This window comes from Stenotrophomonas sp. C3(2023), from assembly GCF_032911385.1.
GTDB lineage: Bacteria > Pseudomonadota > Gammaproteobacteria > Xanthomonadales > Xanthomonadaceae > Stenotrophomonas.
Map to the genome: position 1 here is coordinate 3,555,229 of NZ_JAWJLO010000001.1, position 21,430 is coordinate 3,576,658.

General features: G+C 62.5%; 19 protein-coding genes and 1 rRNA gene. 7 read left to right on the plus strand and 13 right to left on the minus strand.

Annotated features, from left to right (window positions below):
* Positions 1–30 precede the first annotated feature (30 nt).
* Both glyS and glyQ read right to left on the minus strand, forming a co-directional pair.
* Entirely contained in the window at positions 31–2,106 is a 2,076-nt protein-coding gene (gene glyS / locus RZA67_RS15735; protein WP_317213663.1) for a glycine--tRNA ligase subunit beta, read from the minus strand.
* A gap of 65 nt (positions 2,107–2,171) precedes the next feature.
* Positions 2,172–3,083 carry a glycine--tRNA ligase subunit alpha gene (gene glyQ, locus RZA67_RS15740; RefSeq protein ID WP_317213664.1) on the minus strand — a complete coding sequence of 304 codons (912 nt, stop codon included), beginning with the start codon at positions 3,081–3,083 and terminating at the stop codon, positions 2,172–2,174.
* A gap of 358 nt (positions 3,084–3,441) precedes the next feature.
* Between glyQ and RZA67_RS15745 the strand changes: the two genes are divergently transcribed.
* Positions 3,442–4,188, plus strand: a complete 747-nt coding sequence (locus tag RZA67_RS15745) for a glutamine amidotransferase (RefSeq protein WP_317213665.1) — start codon at positions 3,442–3,444, stop codon at positions 4,186–4,188.
* 48 nt (positions 4,189–4,236) lie between these two features.
* Positions 4,237–5,124 (plus strand): BPSS1780 family membrane protein, encoded by an 888-nt coding sequence (locus tag RZA67_RS15750; RefSeq protein WP_317213666.1) that lies wholly within the window; start codon positions 4,237–4,239, stop codon positions 5,122–5,124.
* 109 nt (positions 5,125–5,233) lie between these two features.
* On the opposite strand, the gene tatC is transcribed toward RZA67_RS15750, so the two are convergent.
* The 4 genes from tatC to RZA67_RS15770 all read right to left on the minus strand — a co-directional run bounded on the left by tatC (position 5,234) and on the right by RZA67_RS15770 (position 7,662).
* Positions 5,234–5,989 carry a twin-arginine translocase subunit TatC gene (gene tatC, locus RZA67_RS15755; protein WP_317213667.1) on the minus strand — a complete coding sequence of 252 codons (756 nt, stop codon included), beginning with the start codon at positions 5,987–5,989 and terminating at the stop codon, positions 5,234–5,236.
* Positions 5,986–6,447: a Sec-independent protein translocase protein TatB gene (gene tatB / locus RZA67_RS15760; protein WP_317213668.1), complete on the minus strand. Its 462-nt coding sequence runs from the start codon at positions 6,445–6,447 to the stop codon at positions 5,986–5,988. The genes tatC and tatB overlap by 4 nt, the downstream gene beginning before the upstream one ends.
* Before the next feature lie 15 nt (positions 6,448–6,462).
* A complete protein-coding gene (tatA, locus tag RZA67_RS15765; protein ID WP_317213669.1) occupies positions 6,463–6,690 on the minus strand; it encodes a Sec-independent protein translocase subunit TatA in 228 nt (75 codons plus the stop codon).
* A 78-nt stretch (positions 6,691–6,768) separates the two neighbouring features.
* A complete protein-coding gene (locus RZA67_RS15770) occupies positions 6,769–7,662 on the minus strand; it encodes a lipid-binding SYLF domain-containing protein (protein WP_317213670.1) in 894 nt (297 codons plus the stop codon).
* A gap of 163 nt (positions 7,663–7,825) precedes the next feature.
* Here RZA67_RS15770 and hemH point away from each other — a divergent pair, with 163 nt between their 5' ends.
* Together hemH and RZA67_RS15780 are read left to right on the plus strand one after the other, a co-directional pair.
* Positions 7,826–8,788 (plus strand): ferrochelatase, encoded by a 963-nt coding sequence (hemH, locus tag RZA67_RS15775; protein ID WP_317213671.1) that lies wholly within the window; start codon positions 7,826–7,828, stop codon positions 8,786–8,788.
* Positions 8,785–9,639, plus strand: coding sequence for an alpha/beta hydrolase (locus tag RZA67_RS15780; protein WP_317213672.1), 855 nt, complete (start codon positions 8,785–8,787; stop codon positions 9,637–9,639). Before hemH ends, RZA67_RS15780 begins: the two co-directional genes overlap by 4 nt.
* 93 nt (positions 9,640–9,732) lie before the next feature.
* Here the strand turns inward: RZA67_RS15780 and rrf are convergent.
* Positions 9,733–9,847: ribosomal RNA gene (gene rrf / locus RZA67_RS15785) — 5S ribosomal RNA — on the minus strand.
* 496 nt (positions 9,848–10,343) lie between these two features.
* Here rrf and RZA67_RS15790 point away from each other — a divergent pair.
* On the plus strand, positions 10,344–10,556 hold the full coding sequence (locus RZA67_RS15790) for a hypothetical protein (RefSeq protein WP_317213673.1): 213 nt from the start codon (positions 10,344–10,346) through the stop codon (positions 10,554–10,556).
* A 43-nt stretch (positions 10,557–10,599) separates the two neighbouring features.
* Here RZA67_RS15790 and RZA67_RS15795 read toward each other — a convergent pair whose 3' ends face one another.
* On the minus strand, positions 10,600–11,976 hold the full coding sequence (locus RZA67_RS15795) for an HNH endonuclease (RefSeq protein WP_317213674.1): 1,377 nt from the start codon (positions 11,974–11,976) through the stop codon (positions 10,600–10,602).
* A gap of 441 nt (positions 11,977–12,417) precedes the next feature.
* Between RZA67_RS15795 and RZA67_RS15800 the strand changes: the two genes are divergently transcribed.
* Complete coding sequence (locus RZA67_RS15800; RefSeq protein WP_317213675.1) at positions 12,418–13,116, plus strand: hypothetical protein; 699 nt, start codon at positions 12,418–12,420, stop codon at positions 13,114–13,116.
* Positions 13,117–13,147: 31 nt separating this feature from the next.
* On the opposite strand, the gene RZA67_RS15805 is transcribed toward RZA67_RS15800, so the two are convergent.
* The 5 genes from RZA67_RS15805 to aceE form a co-directional block, all read right to left on the minus strand.
* Positions 13,148–13,459, minus strand: coding sequence for an integrase core domain-containing protein (locus tag RZA67_RS15805; protein ID WP_317213676.1), 312 nt, complete (start codon positions 13,457–13,459; stop codon positions 13,148–13,150).
* An 18-nt stretch (positions 13,460–13,477) separates the two neighbouring features.
* Positions 13,478–13,972: a hypothetical protein gene (locus RZA67_RS15810; RefSeq protein WP_317213677.1), complete on the minus strand. Its 495-nt coding sequence runs from the start codon at positions 13,970–13,972 to the stop codon at positions 13,478–13,480.
* Positions 13,972–14,286, minus strand: coding sequence for a DUF1153 domain-containing protein (locus RZA67_RS15815; protein ID WP_317213678.1), 315 nt, complete (start codon positions 14,284–14,286; stop codon positions 13,972–13,974). Before RZA67_RS15815 ends, RZA67_RS15810 begins: the two co-directional genes overlap by 1 nt.
* A 176-nt stretch (positions 14,287–14,462) precedes the next feature.
* The gene (locus RZA67_RS15820) at positions 14,463–17,597 is read right to left on the minus strand and encodes an RNA-directed DNA polymerase (protein WP_317213679.1); all 3,135 of its coding nucleotides are present in this window, start codon (positions 17,595–17,597) and stop codon (positions 14,463–14,465) included.
* Positions 17,598–17,712: 115 nt separating this feature from the next.
* On the minus strand, positions 17,713–20,400 hold the full coding sequence (gene aceE / locus RZA67_RS15825) for a pyruvate dehydrogenase (acetyl-transferring), homodimeric type (protein WP_317213680.1): 2,688 nt from the start codon (positions 20,398–20,400) through the stop codon (positions 17,713–17,715).
* A gap of 480 nt (positions 20,401–20,880) precedes the next feature.
* Between aceE and RZA67_RS15830 the strand changes: the two genes are divergently transcribed.
* Positions 20,881–21,396: a PadR family transcriptional regulator gene (locus RZA67_RS15830; RefSeq protein WP_317213681.1), complete on the plus strand. Its 516-nt coding sequence runs from the start codon at positions 20,881–20,883 to the stop codon at positions 21,394–21,396.
* The last annotated feature ends 34 nt before the right edge of the window (positions 21,397–21,430 follow it).

The window sequence follows — 21,430 nt, forward strand, 5'->3', positions numbered from 1 at the left end:
CGTGCGACGCGCGGTGGCTGAACCCCGCCCTCAGGCGGAGAGGTGCTCGATGGCGGCCACCTTGCCCAGCCGCTCGCCGAGCAGGGTGAGCAGGGCCAGGCGGTTGCCACGCAGCGCGGGGTCCTCGGCGTTGACCATCACCTTGTCGAAGAAGGCGTCGACCTGCGGACGCAGGCGCGCCAGACGGGCCAGCACGCTCACGTAGTCCTTCTGGTGCAGGCTGGCGCCGGTGTCATCGATGGCCGCGGTGACAGCTTCGGCCAGTTCGCGTTCGGCGTGCTCCTGCAGCAGGGCCGGGTCGATCTGACCGGGAATGTCACCCTCGGCCTTGCGCAGAATGTTGCGGATGCGCTTGTTGGCCGCTGCCAGCGCTTCGGCCTCGGGCAGCGCTGCAAACGTGCCGATCGCGTCGATGCGGCGATCGAAGTCATACAGCGAGGCCGGCTTCAACTCCGCCACCGCGTTGAAATGCGATGCCGGCACGCCCTTGTCGCTGTAGTAGCCCTTGAGGCGGTCCAGGATGAAGTCGTACAGCTCGTGGGCGTCGGCCTGCAGCCCACGTGCGGCCAGCGCGGCATTGGCCTGCGCCAGCAGCACGCGCAGGTCCAGGTCGAAGCCGCTTTCAATGAGCGTACGCGCCAGCCCCAGCGCATTGCGGCGCAGCGCGAACGGGTCCTTGTTGCCGGTCGGCTTGAGGCCGGCGGCAAAACCACCGGCCAGCGTGTCCACGCGTTCGGCGATGGCCAGCACCTTGCCCAGCACCGACAGGGCGATGTCGTCGCCGCCGAAGCGCGGCTGATAGGCCTCGTCGATGGCCAGCGCGACCTCGGCCGCTTCCCCTGCGGCCGCCGCGTAATGACGGCCGGCAATGCCCTGCAGTTCCGGGAACTCGTTGACCATGCGTGACTGCAGGTCGTTCTTGGCCAGCTGCGCGGCCCGCCGGGCCTGTGCCGGGTCGGCGTCCACCTGCGGCGCGATCACTTCGGCCAGCGCGGCCACCCGCTCGACCTTGTCGGCCACCGAGCCCAGCTTGGCCTGGTAGGTCACCGTCTTCAGGCCGTCGCCCATCGACACCAGTCCCTGCTTGAGGTCTTCGTCGAAGAAGAACCTGGCGTCGGCAAAACGCGGACGGATCACGCGTTCGTAGCCCTTGGCCACCTCGGCAACGTCCTTCGACTCGATGTTGGCGATGCCGATGAACTGCTCTGTGAGTCTTCCGCCCGCGTCGAGCACCGGGAAGAATTTCTGGTTGATCTCCATGGTCTCGATCAACGCTTCCTGCGGTACGGCCAGGAAGTCGGCCTCGAAACTGCACAGCACTGCGGCTGGCCATTCGACCAGGTTGACCACCTGCTCCAGATTGTCATCGGTGATGCGGGCCAAGCCGCCGCCCCGGGCCGCCGCCGCCTGCACTTCGGCCACGATGCGCTCGCGACGTTCGGCCGGGTCGACCAGCACCCTGGCCCCACGCAGGGAGTCGATGTACGCCTGCGGCTGCGCCAGCGACACGGTGGCGTCATGGTGGAAGCGGTGACCGCGGCTCTCGCGGCCGGCCTGCAGGCCGAACACCTCGGCCGGCACCACCTCGGTGCCATGCAGCAGCACCAGCCAGTGCGCCGGACGTGCAAAGCCCCAGCTGTGGTCGCCCCAGCGCATCGGCTTGGGAATCGGCATGCCGGCAATCGCTTCACGCAGTACCTCCGGCAGCAGGGCGGCCGTGGGCGCGCCCGGCTTGACCGCACGGTGCACGAAGCGCTCGCCCTTGGCGTCGGTGGTCTTTTCCAGCGCGCTCCAGTCGATACCGGCCTTGGCAGCGAAGCCCTGCAATGCCTTGGTCGGCTGGCCATCGGCGTCCAGCGCGATGTTCACGTACGGGCCCAGCACTTCACTGCGCTGTTCCGGCTGCTCCAGGCCAACGCCGGGCAGCAGCACGGCCAGCCGGCGCGGGGTGGACAAGGGACGGGCATCACCGGTTTCCACGCTGACGCCGCGCTTGCGCAGGCCGTCGACAATACCGTCGAAAAACGCCTGGGCCAGGCCAGGCAGCGCCTTGACCGGCAGTTCCTCGGTGCCCAGTTCAATCAACAGGGGAGAGATGTGGCTCATGGGTTGGATCCAGTGGGGGGCGCAGCGCAGCATGCGGCCGGCGCCCGGAAGGAAGGGAGGCCGGCTCAGGCCTTGCGCGCGCCGGGGAAACCCAGCTTCTCGCGCTGCTCGTAATAGGCCTGCGCCACGGCCTGGGCCAGGGCGCGCACACGCAGGATGTAGCGCTGGCGCTCGGTCACGCTGATCGCGCGGCGGGCATCGAGCAGGTTGAAGGTGTGGCTGGCCTTCATCACCTGTTCGTAGGCCGGCAGCGGCAGGCCAACAGCCACCACCTTCTGTGCCTCGCGCTCGCACGCATCGAAACGGTGGAAGAGCTCTTCCACATCAGCGTGCTCGAAGTTGTAGGTGCTCTGCTCCACCTCGTTCTGGTGGTAGACATCACCGTAGGTGACCGGCGTGCCGTCCGGGCCGTAGGTCCAGACCAGGTCGTAGACGTTGTCGCAGTTCTGCAGATACATGCACAGCCGTTCCAGGCCATAGGTGATCTCGCCCAGCACCGGCCTGCATTCGATGCCACCGGCCTGCTGGAAGTAGGTGAACTGGGTCACTTCCATGCCGTTGAGCCAGACCTCCCAGCCCAGCCCCCACGCGCCCAGCGTCGGCGATTCCCAGTTGTCCTCGACAAAGCGCAGGTCATGCACGAGCGGGTCGATGCCCAGCGCCTTGAGCGAATCCAGATACAGCTGCTGGATGTTGTCCGGTGCCGGCTTCATCGCCACCTGGTACTGGTAATAGCGCTGCAGGCGGTTGGGGTTTTCGCCATAGCGGCCATCGGTCGGGCGCCGGGACGGCTGCACGTAGGCGGCGTTCCAGCTTTCCGGCCCGATCGCGCGCAGGAAGGTCGCCGGGTGGAAGGTACCGGCCCCCACTTCCAGGTCGAGCGGCTGGATCAGCACACAGCCCTGCGCGGCCCAGTACTGGTTCAGGGTCTGGATCAGGCCCTGGAAGGTGATCGGAACGGTCGGGGTCGCGGACATGCGGACGATTCTTGGCCGGTTTTGGGGTTCATCAGTATAGCCAGCGGCCGCGCGGGACGCGGCGGCAGCGTCCGCCCGAATCGCCGCTGATACCGGGAATGCATATGCAGATGCCTGCCGGGGCAGTGACGTCGGGCCGCCGAAGCCGGCCCGGCAGCCCCCCCGCGCCCCCGGCGAAAGCGGGAGTCCTTGTGCGGCAAGCGTCCGCGCCATGGCCCGGGTTCATTGCGGTACGTGCACTGGCAGCGCCCTACAGCGACGCAGCCGGCGTGCTGGCAGAAGATCGGGCAAAGCGCCCTTGAATGACTCCCCCGGCGCCTGCCTACAATCGGAAAACCGCCAATCACGCCAACGCCTCATGACTGCTGCCCCCTTTCTCATCCTGGAGACCGGCCGCCCGCTGGCATCGCTGCGGCGGTATGGGCGTTTCCCGCATTGGATCCGGGTCGCCGCAGGGCTGGACGCGCAGGAGACCGAGGTTGTCGATGTCGAGCACGGCGCTGCGTTGCCCGACGCGCGGCGCTACGCCGGCATCGTGGTCACCGGCTCGGCGGCCTACGTCACCGATCGCGCCGAGTGGAGCGAGCGCAGTGCCCGATGGCTGCGTGCGGCCGTGCACGACGGCAGTCCGGTGTTCGGCATCTGCTACGGTCACCAGCTGCTGGCCCATGCGCTGGGTGGTCAGGTGGCCTACAACCCGGCCGGCCGCGAGTCAGGCACGGTCGAACTGACGCTGGAGCCGGCCGCCGGTGCCGATCCGCTCTTCAGCGGCCTGCCCGCCCGGTTCCCCGCCCATGCCACCCACCTGCAGACGGTGCTGAAGGCACCCGAAGGTGCCGCGGTGCTGGCCCGCTCCGCGCTGGACAACTGCCATGCCTTCCGCTGGGGCTCGCAGGCGTGGGGCGTGCAGTTCCATCCCGAGTTCGCCACCCACCATATGCGCGGCTACATCCGTGCACGGGCGCAGTGCATCCGTCAGCACGGAGGGTGCGTGCGCAGCATCGAGCGCGGGGTCAGTGCCGCGCCGCTGGCCAGGCAGCTGTTGCGACGGTTCGTCCACCAGGCGCGCCGCGCTTCAGGTGAAACGTTCGTAAAACAGCGATAATCGTCGGCGCGGGCACTGGCCCGCGACTCCCCTGTGCTTCGGAATGCTATGAGCGAGATTCGCAAGCTGCCGGCCTCTGCCGGCGCGGAATGGTTGCTGTCCGGGTTTGCCCTGCTGCGCAAAGCGCCGCTGGGGCTCAGCGTGCTGGGCGTGATCTGGGCGCTGGCCGCCCTGTTGGTGATGGCCCTCTCAGCATTGCACCCGGTGATGAGCACGCTGGGCCAGCTGGTGATGGCCGTGGCAGGCCCCGTGTTCTTCGGCGGGCTGGTCTGGGCCGCACGCGAAGTGGACCAAGGACGTGCACCACAGCCGGCGCATCTGCTGCAGGGGCTGTATGAAGGGCGGCTGCCCAACCTGATGGCCGCGCTGTTGCCGCAGCTGGTGGCGGGGTTGGTGCTTGGCATCCTGCTGTTCACCCTGATCGGCACCGACGGCCTGCATCAGCTCGGCGCCGTGGTGGACAAGCTCAACACGCTCAGCCAGTCCGGAGCCCAGCCGACCCAGGAAGAAATGGAAGCCATGGCCGCCAGCCTGCCGGCCGGGCGCATTCTGTTGTGGCTGCTGTGCGTGGTGGCCGTGGTGATTGCCGTTTCCCTGGCGCTGTTCACCTTCTCACCGCAGGTCATGTTCGAGCACCGCAATGGGCTGCAGGCGCTCAGGCAGAGTCTGCTCGCCTGTCTGCGCAACCTGCTGCCGATGGCGGTGTTCATCATCCTGGCGATCATCGCGGTATTTGCCGTGTACTTTGCGGTGATGATCGTGGCGATGCTCTTGAACCTGGTCGGCGGCGCCATGCTCGGGCTGTTTGTTGCCCAGCTCGCGCTGATGGGCGTGGTGATGCCGGTACTCGCCGGCGCTGTCTACGCGGCCTGGCGTCAGCTGTTCGGCCCCGCCAGCACCCCGCCGCCGGTGCCCGGCGACGTGTTCCACGCCTGACAGGCCACGCCTCTGCAGCGTGCCCGGCTGTTGGCAGGTGACGACCGTTGGTCGTCACGCTCCATCTTCCCGTCCCTGTTGCGTGCGGGTCGGCCCGCAGGCCCCGCCCTCACCCCTCCGAGCTGGAGGGGCTCTTGGCCGACGACGGTACCAGCCACCGCGATGCATGAATGCCCAGCTCGTAGAGCAGGCACATGGGAATGGCCAACATCAGCTGGGACACCACATCCGGCGGTGTCAGCACCGCTGCGATGATGAAGATGCCGACAATGGCATAGCCCCGACCTTCCTTGAACTGCGCCGGCGTTACCCAGCCCATCAGCACCAGGATCACCATCGCCACCGGCAGCTCGAAGCTGCCGCCAAAGGCGAAGAACAGCGCCAGCACGAAATCCAGGTAGGCATTGGCGTCCGGCGTGATGGCAATCACTTCCGGGCGGAACGTGGTCAGAAAATGAAAGACCGCTGGCAGCACCAGGAAATAGGCGAAGGCGCAGCCGAGATAGAACAGCAGCACCGACGATGCCAGCAGGGGCAGCGCCAGGCGTTTCTCACGCGCGTACAGGCCGGGTGCCACAAAGGCCCAGAGCTGGTACAGCAACCACGGCATGGCGACGAACAGCGCGACGAAGAACGTCAGCTTCAGCGGGGCAAAAAAGGCACCCGCCGGGTTGATGGCGATCATCGACTGCCCGATCGGCAGCTGCGAGATCAGCGGTTCGGCAAGCTGTGTGTACAACGTGCGCGAGAACGGCAGCAGCGCGAGCAGCACCACGCCCAGACCCAGCAGGCCACGCACCAGACGCGCGCGCAGCTCCACCAGATGCTCGATGAGCGAGCTTTCGCCGAATTCCTCAAGGCTCATGGGCGCGGCTCCCGCGCATTACAGTCGTCGTTCGCGTGCCCGCCCGCCGATGCCCATCCTTTGGGCAATTCCTTGACGGTGTCCTGCTCTGCGTCCACCGTCTGCTTCACGATCGCCGCGGCCGCCGACGTCGCAGGCGCGTCGTCCGCACGGACCTCCTCGGCCAGGGTCCGGCCCTGTGCGTCCAGGTCCTGCATCTGGCGCCGCGCCGCTTCACCGCTGGCACGCAGCTCGTTGCCGGTATCCTGCATGCTCTGCCGGACCTCCTGCATCTGCTTCTTGATCTCCTCGGCCTGCAGCTCGCGTTCGAGTTCCTGCTTCACCGAATCCCATTGGTTGCGCGCGCGGCGTACCCAGAGGCCGGCAAACCGCGCTGCCTTCGGCAGGCGCTCGGGACCGAGCACCACCAACGCCACAATGGCGATGACCACCAGCTCACTGAAGCCGAAATCAAACACTGCAACGGTCCAGGATCAACGCCGCGTACGGTCGTGTTCGTCGTGGCTGCTGCCGTGGACCGCGTCGTCGCGGGTCTGGTCGCCGAGCTGTGCTGTCGGCTTGTCCTCGTCGCGCATGCCTTTCTTGAACTCCTTGACGGCCGAGCCAAGGTCCTTGGCGCCACTGGTCAGCCGCTTGGTGCCGAACACCAGCAGAACGATGACCAGCACGACCAACCAGTGCCAGATGCTGAAAGAGCCCATGGAATGCCCGCGTCAGGATGTTGTTGTCAGGACCCCGAGCATAACGCACCGGCAGCAGGCCGGCGCGCGTGCTGGAAGTCAGTTGCCGTCGAGCGACTCGGTGCGGATCTCACCTTCGGTCACCGGCTGGAAGCCCTGCTGCGGGGCGGGCTCCGTTGTGGCGGGCTGCAGCGGCGCCGTGGTGGCTTCCTGGATCACCGGCTGCGCGGTCTGCGCCGGTGCGGCAGCCGCCGGTGCTGCAGTGCGCGGCGCCGGTGCGGTGCCCGCCGTACCACGGTTGTTGCGCGCTGCATACGTCGCTTCTTCCAGACGGTCGCGGAACGCCACCACGTCCATCGACGGCGCGTCCGGCAGGCGGCCCTCGAAGATCATCCGCGGCGTGGTCCGGCTGCCATAGGCATCCAGGTTGGCCGCATCGTCGATCTGCAGCACCGCGCCGTCCAGCGCCACGCCGGCAAACAGCCCGCGTGCGCGTGACCACGACCAGATCTCCGCCTTCAGCTGGCCGTCGGTGGCGGCCGCGGCATTGCGACCGACCGGGCCGGCGGCCACGCCGGCATCGGCACCGAGGGTGAACTTGCCGTTGACCAGGTTGTCCAGATTACGGTCGTTGCGGAACACCAGCACCACGTCCGAGGACTGCACACCCGCCTGGAAGCCGATGCTGCCGCCGGTGAGTTTGATGAACACGGGATTGGACCAGCTGCCGTCTGCATTTTTCACCGACATCAGGCCGTGACCACGCCGGCCGCCGATGACCAGGCCGGCCTTGATCGTATCGGGGATCACGATGACCGCGCGGCCTTCGTCCAGCAGTTTGTCCGGGATGCCCTGCTCGGGAATGCTCTGGATCTCGTTGAGCACGCGCACCGCATTACGGGCGCGCTGGTCTTCCTGCGGCCCGGCCATAGCGGCCTGGCTGGTCAGCAGGGCGCTGGCGGCAATCAGCAGGGAAAGGCAGTGGCGGCGCATGGCGGACTCCGGATTCAGATCAGCAGAAGATATAGCAACTGGCTGAACGTAGGCGCATCCAGGTGAACCGTCGGTAAGCCTGCGGTCGTCTGCGCACAGCCTTGCTGCAGCCGCAGCGCGCATCCGCACGCCGTCGTGCAGCTGAATCGGTGACAATAGCTGCATGCTCGACGCTCCCGATACCGCCGTGCTGGTGGTCAACCTTGGCACACCCGAAACGCCGACCGCGCCTGCGGTAAGGCGTTACCTGGCCGAATTTCTCGGCGATCCGCGCGTGGTCTCCATCCCCGCGCTGTTGTGGAAGCCGTTGCTGCACGGGCTCATCCTGCCGTTGCGCAGCAGCCGGTCAGCGGAAAAATATGCCCAGGTGTGGCTGCCCGACGGGTCGCCGCTGATGGTGCACAGCCGCGCACTGGCCAGCGCCATCGGCGAGCAGATGCCGGAAGCGCGGGTGCGCCTGGCCATGCGGTACGGGCAACCGGCGATGCGCCGCACGCTGGACGAACTTGCCGCCGACGGCATCAAGCGCGTGGTCGTGCTGCCGCTGTATCCGCAGTACTCCACCACCACCACCGCCTCGGTGGACGACGTCGCGGTTGCCTGGCAACGCGAGCACCCGCAGGTGCAGGTGACCGTGGTGAACAACTACGCCACCGACCCGGCCTGGGTGCACGCGGTGGCTGACTCGATCCGTGCCTACTGGAACGAACACGGGCGCGGCGACATCCTGATGTTCTCCTTCCACGGCATTCCGCAGCGGCTGGCCGATGCAGGCGACCCGTATCCGCAGCAATGCGAAGCCAGTGCACAGGCCATCGCCGCCGCGCTCGACCTGCAGCCGGGTCAGTGGCAGATGGGTTACCAGTCCCGCTTCGGTCGGGAACGCTGGCTGCAGCCCTATGCTGAGCCGGCGCTGTGGGCGCTGGCCGAACAGGGCGTTGGCCGCATCGACGTTGCCTGTCCCGGCTTTGCCACCGACTGCCTGGAAACGCTCGAGGAAGTGGCGCTCGGCTTCACCCACACGCTGGCCGAGCGCGGTGCCCGCATGCAGTACATCCCCTGCCTCAACGGCAGCCAGGCGCACGCCCGCGCATTGGCCAGCGTGGCCCGCGCCGCTCTGGCATGACGCTGCAGCCGTTTCAGCTCCAGCTCGGCGGTGCCCGGGTGGCAGGTCTGCGCCAGCACGGTGAGGGTCCGCGCGTGCTGGCCCTGCACGGTTGGCTGGACAATGCCGCCAGTTTCGTGCCGCTGGCAGCGCATCTGGCGGATCTGGATCTGGTGCTGCTTGATCTGCCGGGCCATGGCCACAGCGCCCACCTGCCGCCGGGAGCGAGCTACACCACGCCGGCCGCGATCACCCACGTGCTCGCCGTCGCCGACGCGCTGAACTGGGACCGGTTCGCGCTGCTGGGGCACTCGATGGGCGCCGGCATCGCCAGCCTCACCGCAGCGGTCAGCGAGCGCGTGCAGTGTCTGGTCGCCATTGAAGCACTGGGTGGACTGCGCGGGCCGGAAGAAGAGACCGCGCAGCGACTGCGCGAACATGTAGAGGCCAGCCGACTGCTGCCGCAGAAGCGACTGCGCGTGTTCCCCGACCTGGCCGCGCCGATCCGCGCGCGCATGATGGCCAACCAGCTCAGCGCTGGCAGCGCACGCCTGCTGGTGGAGCGCGGTGTTGCCGAAGTGCCGGGCGGGTACAGCTGGTGCAGCGATCCGCGGCTGATGCTGCCCACTGCGGTGCGCATGAGCGAAGCGCAGATCGACAACGTGCTGCAGGCCATCGCCTGTCCCACGCAGGTCATCTACGCGACACCGGCCCAGTCGTATTACCCGGAACCGCTGCGCAGCGAACGCCTGCGCCACCTCCGCGACGGCCGCCTGGCCGTACTGCCGGGCAACCATCATGTGCATATGGAAGCGCCGGCTGAGGTCGCAGCGATCATTGCACCGTTTCTGGCGCAGCACGCCCGGGATTGACGGGCAGAGCCCGGCGCTACGGGGGCATCGCGTTGCGTCAGCAGCGCACAAAGAAAAACCCCGCTGCATGCGCAGCGGGGTTTTGGGTGTAAACCCTGGCGATGACCTACTCTCGCATGGCTTGAGCCACACTACCATCGGCGCAGCTGCGTTTCACTTCCGAGTTCGGGATGGGATCGGGTGGTTCCACAGCGCTAGTTTCACCAGGGAGGCGTTTGGAGTGTCGCACCATCTGTCCTTTCCAGAAGTCCGCACGGCAGTGCGGTCTTGTGCAGGGACGGGCGGAGCGCCTGCCTCTCATAGTTCTTGTGACGTAGCGTGCAACTTGGACTCTAATCGACATGTCATGTCGGCCAAGGCAACTTGAGGTTATATGGTCAAGCCTCTCGGATCATTAGTATCAGTTAGCTCAACGCATTGCTGCGCTTACACACCTGGACCGCCTCGGCCTTGAACTCATCTGTGTACTGCTTGCTCGCCATAGACACCTCTTTGGTTACCATTGATTATGGCTCCGAGTTGCCTACGAAATCCTGGCCGGTCCACGGCTTGTGGACGGAAATTGTTTGATCGTCTTGCAGAGGGTGCGATCAGAGCTTGCACCTATGTAATCTGTAAGTCACGGTTCTACACCTCGTCCGAGGAAAGGTCAGATCATGAGCCTCGTCTGGCATCATCGGCCGGCCCGCCTAAGGAGCTTTCTGATGTTCGAGGTTGACCCGGAGTGGCTTGGCGCTTTCGATGCGGCGCTGCAAGAACTTTTCGCGATAGACCATGTCGACGCAGGGCTCGACTCACGCCTGATTAGCTTATATTCCGATCGTGCTCCTAGGGAAGCGGCGATGGCTTATGGCGACGACTACGATCTAGATCGAGTCGACACGTTCTGGCCACCGCCCTGCAGAGATACTCCGTAGTCAGCGCCCTAAGAATTTCGGCATACAGATGCGACGGAGGCAACTACTCTCCCCACTCACTACGTCGACGACTAAGCGCCATTTCCACGTGATGAGCCAAGTTCTTGCCAAGGGGTCGCTCGCTCGCCGATGCAGGCAAGGCAATCGTGGTGCCCTCGTAGATCTCGTACTCTGATCCGCGTAGCGTCGGGGAGATTCGTACCGCCAGGTCTTCATCGACCCAAAGTAGCCCCAGATCAAACAAAGTATGAATGTCTGAACGAAGTAGCAGGGCATTGCTGACCGTGTTGGTATGCTCCCCCTTGTAGGGGCGAATGTGTGCCGCCTCAAGAACGTGCCTCGCGTTAGATCCCGTGACGCAGCATGTCTCGCTGTAAGCAGCGAGCACGCGTCGCCGGAAGGCGGGCTGCCCTTGTCGTTTTGCCACGGCTCGAAGGGCCCAAATGCGGGCGTCATGATCCGCATCGGATTCTTCGGGAACGTCCTCCTCCATACCCTCAGCTTCGAGTACCGCAGCCTCAATTTCGCTCAAGGCGAGATCAACTACGCGCCACTTTCCATCCTCTGAGCGCTTGAGGTCGAAGTAGCCGTGCGTCTTCGGCTGGTATAGCTCGTAGCGAGCAGGTCGCCCGTCAATCTGGAACAGGCGGTCGCGCTCGTGACCCAGACTGCTTCGCCAATCCGTGCGGCGACGATCGTAGTGAACGCGGCTAGGTGCATTGACGGTCAGGTGCGCGAGATTCTCACGCAAGTCACTGCGATCATCCTCAGGATGATTCTCAGCCAGCCAAGTATCGACCTCAACAAGGGAAGGGCGTCCAAGCGCCGCGACCGCATCAGCTACTCTCCAGTACTTAGCTCTTTTGGCTTGGCGGCCAGTAGACGACTTTCCCCCTTTCAAGACACTTTTCCGGCTTTCAAAGATGTCGGTGGATGAACCGGGCCGCCAGTTGTAGACGGCCTCAAGTGCCGGGGCTGGATCATCCTGGTAATCCAGCGCCTCGAAGAGACAGGTTACCGGCTTGCTCCCCTCCATCGCAGGGGCTCCGAGGCGCCCACAGTAGACGAACGGAAGTGCCTTTGACGAGCGCTTGTACTTTCCCCGCAGCCGGGCAAAGAGCAGCGTGTTACCACCAGCTGCAATCCTCTTAATCGTTGAAGAGTTCTGGGTCTGCCTGTTCTGGCTTTCCCAGAAGAACTCCCGCCCGTCGAAAACATCGAGATAGTTCACGTCCGCGGTCTTCTCAAGAGTCACGAGGAGAAGAACTGCGTTCTCAAACTCCACGATGCCATCGGCCCATGGGGTTCCGTAGACCTCTGCGGGGACAGGCACGCCCCCGAACTCGGCGATCAGCTGGCGCGAATACTCGGCGCCCACCTCAAATCCATCTAAGGCAAAGTACGAGGCAATCTTCCCCATATCCAACAATCAATAGCAAATGGCTATTGATAGTAGTCGGATTGGTCCGTTTCGGCCACTTAGTGGCGTGATCGGCGCCAAATACGCTCGCCGAGCAATCGAGATGCTGACATGCATGCCTGCGCACACGCGCAGACATTCTTTTGATACGTTATGCCCTGCGGGAACCACGCCAATCGAGGGCCACGAAGGTCAGGCGATCAACCGTAACGCACATTTCGACGCTTCTGCGATCTTAAAGCGGACAGAGAAACTTGGCTATTCGCTGTAGATACAAGCTACAACCCTCTCCCCTAAGCCAGGCTGTGAAGTAATTCTTGTCACAATTGCACTTTATGCATTAACAGCTGAGTCACCGCAGGCGCCTCTCCGGGCCTGCCACCTAAAGCATCTCGAGAGCGATGAAACAGCCGTTCCCGAATCCGCTGACGCGAGGTCAACTTGCTTGAACTAATAGTTACGAGCTTCAATTTCAGCGATCTTCGACTCTCAGAGCTAGAGATCCGGGAGCATAGCAACGAAGTCTTTGACGCTTGGGCGAGGGATATCGAAGAGAGACTTCTGCTCCCAGACTATTCAATAGCTCTTGTTGTTGAAGAGGGATCGATAAAAGGGAAGGGAAAGATACTAGTTGCCGCGACAGCTTTGTACGGCGGAATATGCAGCTATGGCAGCTTCGTGTCTGGCGTCGAAACGATAGCGCGTCAAGCATCAGCGGCATCCGACTTCCTTTACAAGAACGCCCAATCAGCTTTCAATTGTACGAGCCCTCGAGAAGGTAGTCGCCGCCACAGCGGTGAGGCTTTCTACATGAAGAAGATCCTCGACCGCGTCAGTCGCGGACAGATTAGCGCCGAGCATGCCGCAGTTGAGCTCTCCAGCCGATGGGAGAAGCTCGATCCCGGAAACTCTGTATCCCTCCACGATTTGGCAGCCGAACTGACAACGATTCCGCGCGATCCGCAGCAATTGGAGCTAGATACGCGTGGTTGGCCAGACTGTGAGGGCAAGCCGCCCAAGGTACCTCAGCCCAGGAAGCCTCCAAATGACAACGGCAATAGGATTGACAGTCACTTAAGGATCGAGATATCTAAAGCATCGCGTCGAGATCCCAAGCGGATATGGATCTCACGGGTTTGAGTATGTAATGACCCACCGCTTTCTGCTCAGGTCACGCGGTTAATGTAGCGGCATAGGCCGCATCCGGGGTCATCATCTTCAGCGCCTGATGAGGACGCTGCTGGTTGTAGAAGGCGATCCAGTCGGCGATCACCCGCAGGGCGTGGGTTTGGCTCTCGAGGCGATGTCGGTGCACGCATTGCTCCTTCAGCGTCCGGATCACGCGTTCAACCATCCCGTTCTGCTGAGGGCAGTGTGGGGTGATGAACTCCTGCTTCAGGCCATAGCTGCGCACCAGTCGGGTGTAGTCGCGGCTGGTGAACACCAGGCCGTTGTCCGAGCGAAGCAGGAACGGCTCCCGCACTCGCCCCAGCGTGCCGTATCAGGTGATCAGGGCCTGCTCCAAGGCCGCTGAAGCGGTGCTGGCCTTTCCTGTTCGCGACAGGTGCCAGCCGAGCAACTGTCGGGTGCTGCAGTCGATCACCAGCGCCAGGCTGAGCCAGCCATCCTTTCCGCCCCAGACGCGACATAGATCGGTCGCCCAGCGCTGGTCCGGCTTTTCGGCACGAGAGACCTTCGCCTCGATCCGCGGGCGTTGACCAAGGGCACGCTTACGCACCTGCCAGCCTTTGAGCTGGAAGATCCGCTGCACCGTGTTCTTGTTCATGCCAAGCAAGGCGGCGACGGTGCGATAGCCAAAACTCGGCTCGGCCTCAATCATCTCCTTGATGGGCTCGGCGAGCTCAGGTCTCACCTTCGCAGGTGACCTGGTCGGCTTGTAGTACGTCGTGCGGCGAGCCACGCCGAACCACTGGCACAGTTTGGTCATCGATACCGAAACGCCTTCGTCCTTCAATCCATGCTGGACCGAGAGCATCAGCTCTCGTCCTTTCCCAGCAGGGATGCCAGCTTTTTTCGGGCGCGGATCTCCAGCATGGCCTCGCCGTAGGCTTCCTGCAGATCCTTCAACTGCCGCTCGTACTGCTCGCGCACGTCTTCGGGCTTGGCCCGCAGCGCGTTTTCCATGCCGCGCTTGCCGTCCTCAACCCAGCTCTCGATCTCGGCCGGGCTCAGATCGAACTGCCGGCTGGCCGCTGCCACTGTCGTCTTGCCTTGGATGATCTCAAGGACCAGCGCTGACTTGCGCCGGGCCGTCCAACGCTTGATCTCTTCTTCCATCACTTCGCTCATCGGTGTCTCCTTCAGGAAAAGTAACACCTGAGCAGGAAATCAGTGGGTCATTACACCATCAGCAGCGGACCCCAAGCCCGCATGCTAACCGATTCTGGGGAAACGTCGCCGTGAAATCTCTTACTCTGAAATCCACGAGGCAATTCTAGGTCCAAACGCAGCTGGCTGGGCTGATCTCACTTGGCGATAGACTTCCTGCGAGGCGACATCTCAAAACCCTCCGGTACAGCCTTGAACTTATCGGCTTCTTTTGGCCAGCGCTTAGCGCGGCTCTGAAAGGAGCGGAGCGCTTTCAAATCCAAACTTACCGAAATGACAAAATCATTCTCACCTCCACGGATCCGTGCGAGGTCTCTCGAAAATGACTTCCTCGCAGGCGCCCTTACTCTACTATCACCATACTTACGATTATTGACCAGAACAGTATAGGCATGAACATCGAGTGACGCGGCATCTACCAGAGACGAAAACGTCTCAATATCCTGGTTCCAGCACAATACGAAAAGCGAATCAACCTCTCCTTGGAATGCTATGCGTTCTTTACTATTTTGAAGCTCGGAGCAAACCATGACGCCGAAGAAAAATCCTTCATGGGAATAGACTGGCTTCTCTTGGACACGTCCCGGCGGATCACTGATCCATTCTTTACCATGGACAGAAATGAGCTCGTATTCCTCATGAACAGCGGGCTTTACTTTAGGCTGCCATACGCGAACTGACGAGGGAAATCCAAGGCGATCGTCCGTCAAGCACAGACACGCCTCACTGTAAACCTTGCCACCCTCGAGGTGACGATACTCAGTTCCCGCTATTAGACTAATGCCAGCTGAGATGAGCCTGCCCGACACGCTCTCAACCCACTCTATTGGCAGGGACAGCTCCGGCAGTACTAAGTAGTCAGGACGCGGCTCTAGTTTCAGTGTGTCGTTGACGATTTTGGCTATGGCGCTATAGCGTGTCTTCGTCAGGCTTGACCGGCCAGCAGCTGAGCCTTCCCATTCCATGTCGCCTACGAAAAGACTCGGCACAGCGACTCGAATGTGACTCTTCTTCTGCAACCCTACGTTGATAGTTCGTTTTCCTCCGAATATCGAATCAAGAGTTCCTTGCGCAGATCCGCTGTCGACAGTGGCCTTTCTCACCCAAACGCCCCGTAGTGTTTCAGCAAACGTGGCGAGTCGCTGGAGCCCTGCAGTGCCGAGAGCCGGGTCGAGACAGCACGGCGCCTGCTCTGATATTTCGGCGATAGTCAATGGACGTGTGGGAAAGAGATATGGCATGGCAGATGTACGGCTCGGCACACCCGGCAACTTGTTAATCTCTCGCCTTACCTGCCTGAACTCTGACAAAACAGCGTTGTCGACGAAGCCTGCATCGGCCAAGCTTCGAGCAAGCTCTTCCTCGTTTTTCACAGGCAACTTAGAGGGCAATCTGCTGGCACCGTACTGGCCAGAGAGGTTCTTGAACGAAATCTTGGCAAGATCGACCTGCGCGACATCGAGAGCTGCCTTAAGGATCGCATCTTCATAAATCTTCGCATCATCGCCAAGTATCTTACTAATCAACGGCGATGCAGCACTCGGCAGCGCGTGACCGGCCAAGTATTTTAAAGGAATTGATCGTACGAGCGAATCCAACAGGAGGGTGCTCAGCGAGGACCGTACGGCCAGCCAGACTTGCGATCCCGTGTCTCGACAGGCGCCGTTGATGACGACACTGTGCTTTGAGCTCGCCCGGCCCTCCAAGTTCTTCAGGGATTTGGAAACTGTCTGAACGATCTCCTCAGCTTCCGCCCACTCCCCGAGTGCGATGGCGAATCCGACAAGTCGAGGCACGTAATTGAAGTGCGCGAAGAGGGCGTCCGGCCTCAGCACATGGTCCCGCGCAAACTCATAGAACTTCTTCCTTTGATTCTCCCACTCATGCTTAGGCAAATCCCTCGCGAGCGTCTCCACATGACGAAGCTGCATCGCCCAACCGAGCCGTCTAATCGTCAGTCCGTCGGCTCGACGTAAGGTATCGGCGCTATCACCCACTACGCCCGCTGCAGTAAGTACACGCGCCGCTTGAGAGTTCTCAAGATCATCTGGCAATGGGAGGAGACGATGTTCGCTGGACAGATCTGCTATTTCGCTTTCGATGCTGTCTATCAGATCCACGCCGCCGCGGCCCGCGAGGATGAAAAGCTTCTGCTTATCCGCTTGGAGTGATATGTCTGAACTACCTGTCCATTCCCCGCTAATAATCCAGCGTGATGGATCACCTTGGTCTTTCTTCAGGAAATCAACACCAATCCGCTCAGCGACGTGCGACAGAAAGTGTTCAGCATTTTCAATGCCACCTCCGTCTCGTAGAACGATGAACATGTCATCTACGTACCGCCCGTAATGCACCGGCGTCAGCTTCTCAAGAATCAAAGAGTCCCAGAAATGCAGTATGGCGTTCGAGACCACACGGCTAGCGGTTAGCCCGATGACCAAACCGCCAGCCGGAGGACTGCCGCCTGAAGTTAAAGCAGCCACGTATTTTTCAGCGGATTTCGACCATTTCGACAAGAATGCCGCGAATTTCTTGTGAAACGCATATTCGCTCTGGCTTAAATTAACTCCAAGCTGCCTCAGAAATCCTTTCTTCGCAATTACAGAAGGATCTACACGGTGATAATAGCTCTTGAGATCTAGCGACGCTGCAACAACTTCTCGCCCCGCTTTCAGCTCTCCGCGGATCGCATCGAGGCCATCACTTCGCCATCGACGGTATGCCTGATAGTACGGAGGGAAAGATCCAACAGCTTTCAAGTGAAACTCACCTGCATCGCTTACCGCGTCGCAGGCCGAACCAGCGCGAACTCTTCGCAGCCGCGCGCCGTAGCATGTAGACGTGAGCCTCGAGTCGATCTTTTCACCGATATATCTCATCCACAGTGCAGAGAGTATATGAGCCGACACCGGGAAGTCGCCAACCACCCTGAATTCCGGGACGACGTCGCTGTACTGATGGAGATGCCTAGAACTACGTTCCGGATCGGAAAAATAAACATGCCCCAAGGGGCTTACACCAGCCTTAGGCTTGTAACCAAGCTTTTTGGGGATAACTCTGAATTCCCCCGAAATCCCCTTGATAGAGAATATGCCCCCTGCGTTTACAACTTTCAAAAGAGAGGACAAATTATCGTGCAGATCCTCCTCGTACTTTGCAAACTTGATTGCAGTCGGATACGTGTTCTCAAAAAAAGCATCGGCCTTTGCCTTTCTGTAAGCAATGGTCAAATCAGTGAGAGTTACGCTCTCCCATCCTTGGAAATTATCCATCCACCATCCATCCCTATTACATTGCGCCCATTACGGCTGACGCAGAACGAGCTATACCTGCGGCAAAGATAAGGCGGCCACTTGGCCGCCTCACCTAGGAACTTTATTTCCTCAATCAAACCCCAACAGGGTTAGCCTTCTCTGCATCAATCCCATACTGCTTGATCGCCCGGGCCACATCCTTGCCCGTCATCTTCCCATCCTTCGCCAGCGCCGCAATCGCGGCATGCGCGATGTAGTACCGGTCAACCTCGAAGAACCTCCGCAGGTTGGCACGCGTATCCGAACGGCCGAAGCCATCGGTACCCAGCACGGTGTAGCTGGCCGGCACGAACGCGCGGATCTGGTCCGCATACGCACGCACGTAGTCGGTCGCGGCAATCACCGGGCCCTGGCGGCCTTCCAGCAGCTCGGTCACGTAGGCCTTGCGCTGGTCGCCTTCCGGGTGGAAGCGGTTGTGACGCTCGGCGTCGAAACCGTCCTTGCGCAGCTCGTTGAAGCTCGGGCAGCTCCAGATATCGGCGGTGACGCCGAAATCCTTCTCCAGCAGTTCGGCCGCCGCAATGGCTTCGCGCAGGATGGTGCCCGAACCCATCAGCTGCACGCGCAGCTCGCCCTTCTTCGGCTTGCCGGCGTCGGTGAGCAGGTACATGCCCTTGACGATGCCTTCGGCCGCACCCGCCGGCATTTCCGGATGGGTGTAGTTTTCGTTCATCAGGGTGATGTAGTAGTACTCATCAATCTGATCTTCCATCATCGCCTTGGTGCCGTGCTGCAGGATCACCGTCACTTCGTAACCGAAGGTCGGGTCGTAGCTGCGCACGTTCGGAATGCCGCCAGCGGCCAGATGGCTGTGGCCATCTTCATGCTGCAGGCCTTCACCGTTGAGCGTGGTGCGGCCGGCGGTGCCGCCGAGCAGGAAGCCGCGGGTACGCATGTCCGCTGCCTGCCAGGCGATGTCGCCCACGCGCTGGAAGCCGAACATCGAGTAATAGATGTAGAACGGCAGCATCGGCACGTTGCTTACCGAGTAGCTGGTACCAGCGGCCATCCACGAGGCGATGGCGCCCGGCTCGCTGATGCCCTGCTGCAGCACCTGGCCGCTCTGGTCTTCGCGGTAGAACATCAGCTGGTCTGCATCGACCGGCTTGTACTTCTGGCCGAACGGGGCGTAGATGCCGATCTGGCGGAACAGGCCTTCCATACCGAAGGTACGCGCTTCGTCGGCCACGATCGGCACGATGTGCGGGCCCAGTTCCTTGTCGCGCAGGGTGATGTTCAGGCTCTGCACGAAGGCCATGGTGGTGGAGTAGCTGCGCTCGCCGCTGCTCTTGAGCAGGCGCTCGTAGGTTTCCAGCTTCGGTGCGTTGAAGCTCTTGCTGGCCTTCTGGCGACGCTGCGGCAGGTAGCCACCCAGGGCGGCACGGCGTTCCTGCAGGTACTGCACTTCCGGCGAGTCCGGGCCCGGGTGGTAGAACGGCACCTGGCCGTCCTTGAGCTGCTCGTCGGTGACCGGAATGTTGAAGCGGTCGCGGAAGTGGCGGACGGCCTCGTCATCCAGCTTCTTGGTCTGGTGGGTCGGGTTCAGTGCTTCACCCGCGCTGCCCATGCCGTAGCCCTTGACCGTCTTGGCCAGGATCACGGTCGGCATGCCCTTGGTGTTCACGGCCTCGTGGTAGGCGGCATACACCTTGTGCGGGTCGTGGCCGCCACGGTTGAGGCGCCAGATGTCATCGTCGCTCAGGCCGGAAACCATCGCAGCGGTTTCCGGGTACTTGCCGAAGAAATGCTCGCGGGTATACGCGCCGCCGAAGGCCTTGCAGTTCTGGTATTCGCCGTCGACGGTTTCCATCATCAGCTTCTTCAGGACGCCATTGGTGTCCTTGGCCAGCAGGGCATCCCAGTAACCGCCCCACAGCAGCTTGATGACATTCCAGCCGCCGCCACGGAACACGCCTTCCAGTTCCTGGATGATCTTGCCGTTGCCGCGCACCGGGCCGTCCAGGCGCTGCAGGTTGCAGTTGACCACGAAGATCAGGTTGTCCAGGCCTTCGCGGCCGGCCAGGGCGATGGCACCGAGGGTTTCCGGCTCGTCGCTCTCACCGTCACCGATGAAGCACCACACCTTGCGGTCACTCTTTTCGATGAGGCCACGGTTTTCCAGGTAACGCAGGAACTGCGCCTGGTAGATGGCGGCCAGCGGGCCCAGGCCCATCGACACGGTCGGGGTCTGCCAGTAATCGGGCATCAGCCACGGGTGCGGATAGCTGGAAAGGCCACCGCCGTCGACTTCCATGCGGAACTTGTCCAGCTGCTGCTCGTCGATGCGGCCTTCCAGGAAGGAACGCGCATAGATGCCCGGGGCGCTGTGTCCCTGGATGAACAGCAGGTCGCCCGGGTGGTTGTCACTCGGGGCGCGCCAGAAGTGGTTGAAGCCCACGTCGTACAGCGTGGCGCCGGAGGCGAAGCTGGCGATGTGGCCGCCCAGGTCGCCCGGCTTGCGGTTGGCGCGCACCACGGTGGCCATCGCGTTCCAGCGGATGATCGAACGGATGCGCCACTCCAGATCGGCGTTGCCCGGGCTCTTGGCCTCCAGGTGCGGCGCGATGGTGTTCACGTATTCGGTGGTGGGAGAGAACGGCAGGTAGGCGCCCGAGCGACGGGTCAGCTCCACCATGCCTTCCAACAACTGATGCGCGCGCTCAGGGCCCTCGACATCAATCACGGCCTTCAACGACTCGATCCACTCCTGGGTTTCCACAGGGTTGGTGTCGTTGTTCAGCACATCGTTCAACCAGTTCATTAGCGCTCCCATTACCGCACGCACGCGCGCGACTGTTATTGATTTCTAGACCGGGAAGTGTAGCGCACACATGGCTTTCTTCACTTGGCTACGGCACCGTATGGTTTAGGGAGCTGCTTGTCCCACGGGACTGTCCGGGGTTGTCCCGGGGGTTTTCAGGTGCTTACGGGCGCGCAGCGGGATTGCGCGGGTGAGCAGGACGCATTGTTGCGTGGGGCGGTGGCAGGTGTTGGTCGGGCCAGCGGGCTGCTGTTGGCCTTGGTAGGTGACGCAAGCAACGGCAGGAGCCGTTGCTAACGGCGCTTGCGCCGGCCAGGAGGGCCGGCATACCGTTGGTCGTCACGCTCCTGGTCTTGGAGCGCAGCCCACCGACGGCAGGAGCGTGACGACCAACGGTCGTCACCTACCGGCTGCGGGGGCGGCCTTGCCTGGGTGCGGATTTCGATATATCGTTTTCGCCATCGCTAACGATATATCGAAATGTCTGAAGCCTCGCCATCGCCCCGCTCTGCCCGCCTGCTCAGCCGGGGCGACCTGCGCCTGCTGGTGCTGGCGCTGCTGGCCGAGCAGCCACGCCATGGCTACGAGCTCATCCAGCATGTCAGCGAGCTGTTTGCACGTACCTACACGCCCAGTGCGGGCACCATCTATCCGCTGTTGACCCGGTTCGAGCAGGACGGCTGGATCGTGGCCGAAGATGGCGCCGAGGGCAGCCGTCGCCGCTTCCGCCTGACCGCTGCAGGGCTGGCCGTGCGCCAGGCGCTGGCGGAGGAGATCGACCAGGCCCAGCGCCGTGCCTGGCACCGCGCGCGCGAGGTTGCCAAGGCGGCCATGCCCGAGGCCCTGCGCATGGCGCTGCACGGCTTCAAGCAGGCGCTGGTGCGCCACCACGGTCAGTGGCAGCCCGGCGAAGCCGAGCGCGCAGCCGCCCTGCTTGATGCGGTGACCGCTGAATTGAACCGTTTGCCGGCAGCGCCGCTGCCGCCCTCTTCCTGACCCCGCCCGCCTTCGCCCGCCAGGTCAGCATCGC

Coding starts and splice junctions, on each gene's coding strand:
- hemH (WP_317213671.1), top strand. CDS start 7,826: ATGCTCGACGCTCCCGATACCGCCGTGCTGGTGGTCAACCTTGGCACA.
- RZA67_RS15790 (WP_317213673.1), top strand. CDS start 10,344: ATGTTCGAGGTTGACCCGGAGTGGCTTGGCGCTTTCGATGCGGCGCTG.
- RZA67_RS15810 (WP_317213677.1), bottom strand. CDS start 13,972: ATGCTCTCGGTCCAGCATGGATTGAAGGACGAAGGCGTTTCGGTATCG.
- RZA67_RS15815 (WP_317213678.1), bottom strand. CDS start 14,286: ATGAGCGAAGTGATGGAAGAAGAGATCAAGCGTTGGACGGCCCGGCGC.
- glyQ (WP_317213664.1), bottom strand. CDS start 3,083: ATGTCCGCGACCCCGACCGTTCCGATCACCTTCCAGGGCCTGATCCAG.
- RZA67_RS15780 (WP_317213672.1), top strand. CDS start 8,785: ATGACGCTGCAGCCGTTTCAGCTCCAGCTCGGCGGTGCCCGGGTGGCA.
- RZA67_RS15820 (WP_317213679.1), bottom strand. CDS start 17,597: ATGGATAATTTCCAAGGATGGGAGAGCGTAACTCTCACTGATTTGACC.
- RZA67_RS15750 (WP_317213666.1), top strand. CDS start 4,237: ATGAGCGAGATTCGCAAGCTGCCGGCCTCTGCCGGCGCGGAATGGTTG.
- RZA67_RS15770 (WP_317213670.1), bottom strand. CDS start 7,662: ATGCGCCGCCACTGCCTTTCCCTGCTGATTGCCGCCAGCGCCCTGCTG.
- RZA67_RS15745 (WP_317213665.1), top strand. CDS start 3,442: ATGACTGCTGCCCCCTTTCTCATCCTGGAGACCGGCCGCCCGCTGGCA.
- RZA67_RS15830 (WP_317213681.1), top strand. CDS start 20,881: ATGTCTGAAGCCTCGCCATCGCCCCGCTCTGCCCGCCTGCTCAGCCGG.
- RZA67_RS15795 (WP_317213674.1), bottom strand. CDS start 11,976: ATGGGGAAGATTGCCTCGTACTTTGCCTTAGATGGATTTGAGGTGGGC.
- tatC (WP_317213667.1), bottom strand. CDS start 5,989: ATGAGCCTTGAGGAATTCGGCGAAAGCTCGCTCATCGAGCATCTGGTG.
- tatA (WP_317213669.1), bottom strand. CDS start 6,690: ATGGGCTCTTTCAGCATCTGGCACTGGTTGGTCGTGCTGGTCATCGTT.
- aceE (WP_317213680.1), bottom strand. CDS start 20,400: ATGAACTGGTTGAACGATGTGCTGAACAACGACACCAACCCTGTGGAA.
- glyS (WP_317213663.1), bottom strand. CDS start 2,106: ATGAGCCACATCTCTCCCCTGTTGATTGAACTGGGCACCGAGGAACTG.